The 8,205-nt window shown below is 35.7% G+C and carries 6 protein-coding genes; 2 read left to right on the plus strand and 4 right to left on the minus strand.

The genetic code is table 11. The features are described 5' to 3' along the window. Positions 1–114: 114 nt before the first annotated feature. The 3 genes from ACFIL8_RS05430 to ACFIL8_RS05440 are packed head-to-tail and all read right to left on the minus strand — an operon-like array spanning position 115 to position 2,884. Positions 115–1,086 (minus strand): WD40 repeat domain-containing protein, encoded by a 972-nt coding sequence (locus tag ACFIL8_RS05430; protein ID WP_375612282.1) that lies wholly within the window; start codon positions 1,084–1,086, stop codon positions 115–117. A gap of 10 nt (positions 1,087–1,096) precedes the next feature. Beyond that, a complete protein-coding gene (locus tag ACFIL8_RS05435) occupies positions 1,097–2,119 on the minus strand; it encodes a CobW family GTP-binding protein (protein ID WP_375689073.1) in 1,023 nt (340 codons plus the stop codon). A gap of 21 nt (positions 2,120–2,140) precedes the next feature. Beyond that, positions 2,141–2,884, minus strand: coding sequence for a creatininase family protein (locus ACFIL8_RS05440; protein WP_375689075.1), 744 nt, complete (start codon positions 2,882–2,884; stop codon positions 2,141–2,143). Between the two features lie 2,173 nt (positions 2,885–5,057). Here ACFIL8_RS05440 and ACFIL8_RS05445 point away from each other — a divergent pair. Then, complete coding sequence (locus ACFIL8_RS05445) at positions 5,058–5,414, plus strand: hypothetical protein (protein ID WP_375612285.1); 357 nt, start codon at positions 5,058–5,060, stop codon at positions 5,412–5,414. An 810-nt stretch (positions 5,415–6,224) separates the two neighbouring features. On the opposite strand, the gene ACFIL8_RS05450 is transcribed toward ACFIL8_RS05445, so the two are convergent. Beyond that, positions 6,225–7,559: an NAD(P)H-dependent oxidoreductase gene (locus ACFIL8_RS05450; RefSeq protein WP_375638764.1), complete on the minus strand. Its 1,335-nt coding sequence runs from the start codon at positions 7,557–7,559 to the stop codon at positions 6,225–6,227. Between the two features lie 163 nt (positions 7,560–7,722). On the opposite strand from ACFIL8_RS05450, the gene ACFIL8_RS05455 reads away from it, so the two are divergent. Beyond that, positions 7,723–8,202 carry a MaoC family dehydratase gene (locus ACFIL8_RS05455; RefSeq protein ID WP_375612287.1) on the plus strand — a complete coding sequence of 160 codons (480 nt, stop codon included), beginning with the start codon at positions 7,723–7,725 and terminating at the stop codon, positions 8,200–8,202. Positions 8,203–8,205: the final 3 nt, after the last annotated feature.

Genomic DNA, 8,205 nt, shown 5'->3' on the forward strand with positions numbered 1-8,205 from the left:
GGGAGATTAGGGAGATAGGATTTCTGAGAGCTCTGGAGATGCAAGGGGATAAGATTTCTGGAGGATTGTGTGGGCATTCTTTATCGGCGATGATTGCGCTTTTGGGTGCTTAATTTAATCAGTGATCTTGATTATACCACATTCACCATTTTCGCTACCGAAGGAGAGGTTTTGCCCTGCTTGATCCCAATTAAGTGCTGAGATAGCACTTTTCCCATAACCTTTTAGAAGGACTTCTTTTCCATCATGGAATTGTGCCGCTAAAATCATTCCATCATTGAAGCCTATTGCTACAATTTCTTTGTTTGGGTGGCATGAAACGGTGCTAACAAGTGCATTTGCTCGTGTGCCTAGTTCTAGAGGTGTTTTTCCCATGGGGCCATCTTTTGTATGAAAGGGCCAAACAATTGCGGCAGAGGCACCTGATGTTGCTAGCCATTTTCCTTTTGCACTCCAAGACCAGCTTTTGACTTTGCTTGGGTAGCCACTCATGCGGAGGTGCTGATTATCAGTGAGACGCCAGCCGTGTAAGGCGTTTTCTTGCATGGTGGAAATGACATAGCGGTTGTCTGGTGAAAAGGTGACACCACAATGAGCTCCTTTCCATACCAATGTGGTGGGAGATATTTGCGTTGATAACCAATGAAGAGTGACTCCATTGTAATGGGCAACGGCAAGTCGCAAACCTTTTGGGGCAAAAGCAAGGCCTTCTACACTGCGTTCATGTGTGAGCTCTTGTCGTTCTTTTCCAATATGCGCAAATGCGAGGCGTGAGGAGGAAAAAGCAAAAGCTTTTTGTGGACCAAAAGCAACGTTGTTTATCCATTTGCGTTCTTTTTGGCTTAACACTTCCGTGTGATCTGCTGCGGTTGTTTGACAGACTTTTCCATCTTCTCCACCGGTGATGATCGCGGTATTGTCATGGGAAAAATGGCTTGAAATTATTCCTTGGTGCACTTCAACGATTTGTGGGGTTGGATTAAAAAAAACAATGAGACCTTCTACGGAAACAAAGGCTGGTTTATTGCCTATAAAACCGCAGGAAAGGCAGTAACTTTTGAGATCATAATGGGTAATGTTTGGCATTATCACTCACTTATGCGCAATTTTCAAAACCAGTTTTTAATTTTTCAGCATCAAGAGAGCGTCCTATAAAGACAAGGCGGCTTTCTCGTTTTTCATCTTCACGCCATGGGCGTTGATGTTGTCCTTCAAGAAGCATATGTATCCCTTGAATGACGTAACGATCATCGTCTCCTTGAAAGGCGATAATGCCTTTAAGACGCAAGATATCAGGTCCTTGTTGCTGTGTAACCTGCTGGATCCAAGGGAAAAACTTTTCTGGTTGCAGAGCATCTGTTTTTAAACTTACAGAAGTGATGGTAATATCATGAATGGTGGATGCGTGATGATGGTCATGATCATGATTACAATCGGGACCACATACATGATCTGCGTGATGATGGTCAAGAAAATGGGGATCATTATCTAAAGTGCGTTGGAGATCAAAGGAACTACGATCGAGGAGTTTATCAACAGGGATGTTAACGCGCTCTGTTACGTAAATTATGGCTCTGGGATTAATGGCCAGAATAAGGGATTCAGCATGGCTGCGTTCTTGTTGGGTGACAAGATCAATCTTATTTAAAAGAATAATATCCGCGAAGGCAATTTGGTCTTCAGCTTCACGACTTGTTTTTAATTGAGAGGGAAAATGCTTTGCATCAACGACCGCTATGACACTGTCGAGAGCTGTTTTTTCATGGATAGTATCATCCATGAAAAAGGTCTGTGCTACGGGAACGGGATCAGCAAGCCCTGTCGTTTCTATAATGATCGCATCAAATCGATGAGAACGTTGCATCAGACTTTCTAGAATGCGAATGAGATCACCACGTACGGTGCAGCAAACACAGCCATTATTCATTTCATAAATTTCTTCGTCTGATTCAATGATCAGGTCATTATCAATACCAATTTCACCAAATTCATTGACAATGACGGCATAACGTTTGCCATGATTTTCACTGAGAATGCGGTTGAGAAGGGTGGTTTTTCCAGCACCAAGATAGCCTGTGAGAACCGTAACGGGAAGTTTTTTGGGGTGTATCGTTTCCATGGAGAGACCTTTTATTGTTCTTTATTGCCATGTGTTTATGTTAAATCGATTGATATCATCAAGTAAATCACGAAGCTGAGACAGAACATGAGAAAAGATTGCTTCACCGGCTTGTGGTGTTGCTTTGCTTGCATTTCCTGCCGCACCTTGCGTATTTAGATCTTTCATTGTCCAACCAAAGGCATGAGGACCATAAGCACGTAAATACCGATAATTGGCAATCATATCCGCTTGTTTATTATGAAAATTTTCTGCCTTTTCCATATGGACTTTTTCTGGTGCTAAATAGAGCATGAGAGAGGTTTCGATAAAGCCTCCATGGATATCAAGATGTTGTTGAGATGGCTCCATGAGACCTTGTGGTAAACCAAAACGGCTCCAGCTTGTTGCTACAGCGAGCATCGAAAGGCGCCTTCGTAATTCGGTGATAACGATGCTCATTAAAGGTGAATTTCCTCCGTGAGAATTGAGAAGAAGAAGACGGTTGATCCCTTTGTGATAACAGTTTTCACCAATCTTTATCCATCGCTTAATCGCATCAGAAAAGGTAAGGGTTTGCGTGCCTGTAACATCCATATGTTCTATAGAATAGCCAATCTTTTCAACCGGTAAAAGTGCGATATGAAACTGCTCTTTTGTTTGTAAAGTGAGGGCTTTTGCAAAAGCTTCAGCAATAATCCAGTCGGTTTCGAAAGGAAGGTGCTCTCCGTGATATTCATGTGCACCCAAAGGTAAAAGAGCGAGAAAAGGTGGGTTAGATACCATAAATTAATGCCCAAAAGAGAAGTCAAAAGAGACAAAATGATCAAAGGTGCTGTCACTATTTAATCTATCTATAAGAGAAACGCAAATAGGCATCTTTTTACATCACATATGGATGCATAAAAATGAGAGCTTTGTTAAAAATAGAGAAGCTTTTATTGAGCAAAGCCACCGCAATTTTTCTGTAATATTAGGCAATCTTTCTCAAGATAGTTGTCTTTTATAAGTATTTCTGATTTATATTCTCACTTTTAATAAGTATATATTAAATATATAATTTTTTCTGTAAATTACATATTATTCTTTTATTATTGAGAGAGGATGATCAAAGTATTTCTACTATTGCAATATTACAGACTTTTGTTGCAATCAGGAACTCTATTCAATTATCTGTATATTACAAAAGAATGGAAATATTTGTTGATTGATTTTACTTTGGATAGTGTCTTAACAGATTTTAGTGTTCATGAGAAAAAATAAATATAAAGGGAAGAATTCACTAAGATGAATTTGTAATCTCATAGAGCAGTTTATAAGATGATTCAGTAAGAAACACCGTTGGATACAAGAAACACCGTTGGATACATAATAAACAGAACGCCATTGTGTTGCACATTGACGCTTTTGTTTTAAAGAAACATTTCTCAAGGTATCCAAGCCTATTTTGCAACGGCGCCCGTGAATAGTATAACGGTAAAGTTTTATAATATAAAATCTATTGTTTTCCACCATATTTACACTTTTAAAGTAAAAATGGGCACCATCATTCACTTTGCTAGTTTTCAATACTGTGTTAACAGCGCTTGTTAGTTAAAATACCTCATAAGTGATATTTTCCTTTCTTCAAGTGTGTTTACACACACACACCGATCTCGTTTGTGATTTGCAAGTGAAGAATTTTGATTGATTCAATATAAACAGAGTTAAAATTAAGAGAGTTTTATAATCGTCAGCTTTCTCATTCAACATGCAAAACAATAAATTATTATTATAGATTAATATTTTGCGATTAAAGTGATCGGTTGATGAATTTATCATTCAATATCAGTTTTCATGGCGTTATTTTTTCAATGCGCTACTTAAGTTGGTATTTTAAAAATGCAATTTTTTAGTAAGTTTCTCTACTCCTTTTCTTTCAAGCATTTGATTAATTCTTTATTATTATTCATTTTTCACAAATAGCAGACAGTTATGTGAATATCGCCAAAAATTTATTTCAAAGAGAATTATTTTTTACTAATACAGAGTAAATATAAATAAGGCTGCGCTCTACAATATTGACGAAAAATATGGAATAACTTTTATGAAAATTAAGCAAGAAAGTTTTTTCAGTATTTTGGGGATCATCTCATTTTTCATGACTCTCTTTTTATCTGGTTTTAGGTAGTTTGTTGGTGTTCTAGTATTGCTTATAATTTTTTTGTAAATCTGATAGATTTACTTATTTTATGCGTTTGTTTTATTAGGTTTGAAAGTCAATATTTTGTGTTCTTTATGCTGTATGGGATAAAGGGGGCTGAATTACCTTTTTTAAGATGCTATGCAGTATTTTTTCTTTTTATATATCAGTAAAAGTTGAGAATCATTTTATTAACGTCTCTTCCATTTGAAGATAGAGATCTTAATTGTTTTTTTACACTTTATACCTGTTTTATAGAAAAATAGTACACTATTTAAATTTGTTTTATTAGGATAGATTTGTTTTAGATCAAGTTTTTATTTGATACCAATTTCATTTTTATATTTATTGAAATAATAGACAATCATATATCATTATATTGGCAGTTTTAAATTTTATAGTTCTTTAAAATTAATTACATTTTAAATTATTTATAAAAGCTCTATTATATAATTTTTTAAATGAATTTGTTTCGTAATATTTCTTATAATAAGAAATTTAATAAATTATTATTATTTTTAATTATAGCAATAAAAATGACAAAATATTACTGTTGGTATCTTGAGTTATTATGGCGTAAAAGGAATAAATTATTTTTATCATTTATTGTTTTTTATCTTTACATGTAATACATAATGTGTTATATTATAATAACAAAATTACATATAATATTTTATTATGTGCAATTATATAAATGATTAAATATAATTTTTGGTTTTTATATATGTGAATATTCTTTCATTTTTTCAGTGAAGAAAAAGAGGAGCAAAGAAAGCTATGTTTAAAATATTTAAAAATCGTGTATGTTCATTTACTTTTACACTATTTATTCTTTTTTTTATACAAACTATAGAGGGAAATGCAAGTTTTGTAAAAAATAAAGTTCAAGAGAGAATGGCAATTACTATTCCTACACTAGAAAAAAATGTAGCTATTAAAGCTGTGGATAGAGTTGTTATTCAAGGCGTTGAGGAACAAGATGTTATTGCGTTAGGGAAACCTGAAAAAGCTGCTGCCTTTTCAGGTTCAGCCTTTTGGGGGGGAATAAGTATTTTATCACTTCTTGCTTCTTTATGTATTGGGGATGTATTAGGTACTGTTGTAACTCTTTTTGCAATATTTAGTACACTTTAGTAGGAAGCTCATCGACAGAGTCGAGGATTTTTTTGTTCACTTCATTATTTTTAAAAAATAAATATTTTATTATTTATACTATACTAGATAATAAAATCACTAATCTTAATACTAAATGTAGCTTTTATTAACATTATTAAAGTTCAAGATCCTACATTTATGTTGTTTTTTACAAATTAGCGTAACCTGATTTTTTTTTACAGTTTATGATTATTTTCTAGTAATAAGGCTAGTATACTTACTATCTTTATCAGTCTTTTAATATTGTCTACCTTTTCTCATATGAAGATTATTCGTCAAAGGTATATTTTATCCTTTTTAAATTTTTTTATCTTTCATAAGGGGATAAAATAAAAAATATCCCTATATCCATGGCTCTCATGCAATAAGAAAAATGAGAAATTATTATTTATCATTTTAAATTTGTTTATGTTAAATCCATCAGAAGTATTTTTTACGTATAACAAGTTGCGTTCGTGTATGGATAAAATTATTAAAAAAAAGACTAAAAATTCTTCTCATTAATTATCTCTAAGGTTCAAGGACTGTTGTAGTATTGGAAAATAAATGATGGTGCTGGTTTGTATCTTCATAGAGTAAAGATAGTGATACACAATGAATCTTATGCCATCTCATGGGGTGGTTTATACTGTCGCATTTACGGGACATATTGTGAGAGCGAAGTGGGGATGTGCGTCGTTGGAAAATGCTTTTATTAAAACAGAAGCCTGAATTTTTGATAGAAGTGTATTCTGGGTTGTTCTGTTGTGTAAGGGAAAGATGCTGTTAAGTAAGGTAATTCAGGAGTACTTATAGCTTAGCGGAAGAAGGGCAATGAAGTAAAAGGTCTTGTTTAGCACGAAGACGTGCAATCCATTGATCTTCACGAATAGCAGTATTATGCACTGTAATGAGTTCATTTTTTTTAATTTCAGCGGTTACTGTTGCTTTTTCCAAAAGACCACAAGGAATGGCGTGGTGAGCGCGTGCTTCTGCAATGTTCATTATCCAAGCACGATAAGTATAAAGACCGATAAAGTCTAGCTGATCACCTGGATGTAAATCTTTTTTAGCAACAGCACAGACTTCTACTACGGGATGGCTAAGAGGAACCATATCTTTTTTGCCATAAAGCATAATACGTGCGCAGGTGAGGGGAACTTCCATTGCTGTTAAATGATAGGGGCGATGAAAGGTGAAGTAAGGCCCCTGACCAATTTTTAAATCTTCCATACGTTCGCGTAAACGCGGGTGTGCTATTTCGGCAATGACAAAGACACCAGGTGAAACACCTGGACCTATTGAATAATCTACAACACCATATTGTTGTAAAATGCCCCCATCTTGTTTTGGAATAAGCACTTTGTTTAAATCTTGTAGCGCTGCTCGTGGTCCATGCATTCCTGGGCAATCGGGGAGAAGTCCGGTGGCATTGGCAATGGCTGCCATTTCAACCATCGTTTTGGAACCATCAATAAATTCAACCAACATGCGCACATTCATATTACGCCGGAATGCTTCTTCTTCGTAAGCGTCAGGTGTAGCATCAAAGCGCAGAGGATTATTTTTTCCTTTACCCGTTGCAACAATCTTATGTCCAAGGGCTGAAACAAATTCTATGAGTTCCATACAAGAAGTAGGTTCATCGCCGGCACCAAGTGTATAAATGAGCCCTCGTTTTTCTGCTTCATGTTTGAGATAAGCGCCAATTGTAACATCTGCTTCAACATTCATCATGACAAGATGTTTGTTATTCTCAAGCGCTTTGATACCAATCTCTGCTCCTGCTTCGGGATAGCCTGTTGCATCAACGATAATATCAATTTGTTCATGGCGCAAAACAAGGTTAATATCATCTGTTGCTGCAATCAAACCCTTTTCAATGCTTTGGGTGAGAGCATAAGTATTTTCAACTTCACAGACATGTCCATCTTCGCCATAGGCTAGTGTAGCGGCATCAAAAATACGTGACGGTGTCCTCGTGGCTACAGCAGCGACTGTTATACCATCCATATGCGCAATACTTGATAATAAATCTGTGCCCATTTCACCACAACCAATCAGTCCAATACGGATAGGGGGATGGTTTTCTGCACGTTGTTTCAAATCATGCGCTAAACCTGTTAGGTTCACATTGCTTGCCATTCTTTTTTCCTATTTGAAAACTACTCTGCTAAAGAACTTTTCTCATTCATAAGGTGCATTTGTTTTTAAGACAATTAATCTTTTATTCTTGATGCTCTAATCAATGGATTTTATAAAAGCAAGAGGGGTGGTTTCTTTTATCAAATAAAATAGGAATAGCGTTATGCAGCAAAAAATAACAGTACAAGATGTTACCAGTTTTATTGGGAAAGAAGTGGGATTATCGGAGTGGCGTCTTGTTACACAGGATATGATTAATCAGTTTGCATGTGCTACAGATGATCATCAATGGATACACGTTGATGAGGAAAAGGCTAAAAAGACACCTTTTGGCGGCACGATTGCTCATGGTTTTTTAACATTATCGCTTTTGTCTACGCTCGCTTATGAAGCTCTTCCAGAGTTAGAAGGGAGCACAATGGGGATTAATTATGGTTTCGATAAAGTACGCTTCATGAGTCCTGTGAAAACAGGGGTACGGATACGTGCGCGTTTTGTGTTAGACGACGCAGAAATTCGTCCTTCTGGTCGAGTGGTTTTCCATTATGGGGTTACGGTGGAAATTGAAAAGTTAAAAAAACCAGCTCTTACAGCTCAATGGCTTATTGTTGCTGTTGTGGAAGAAAAACCTTCCAATATCTAGATT

It is taken from the genome of Bartonella sp. AP57NXGY (assembly GCF_042195805.1).
Classification (GTDB): Bacteria; Pseudomonadota; Alphaproteobacteria; order Rhizobiales; family Rhizobiaceae; genus Bartonella.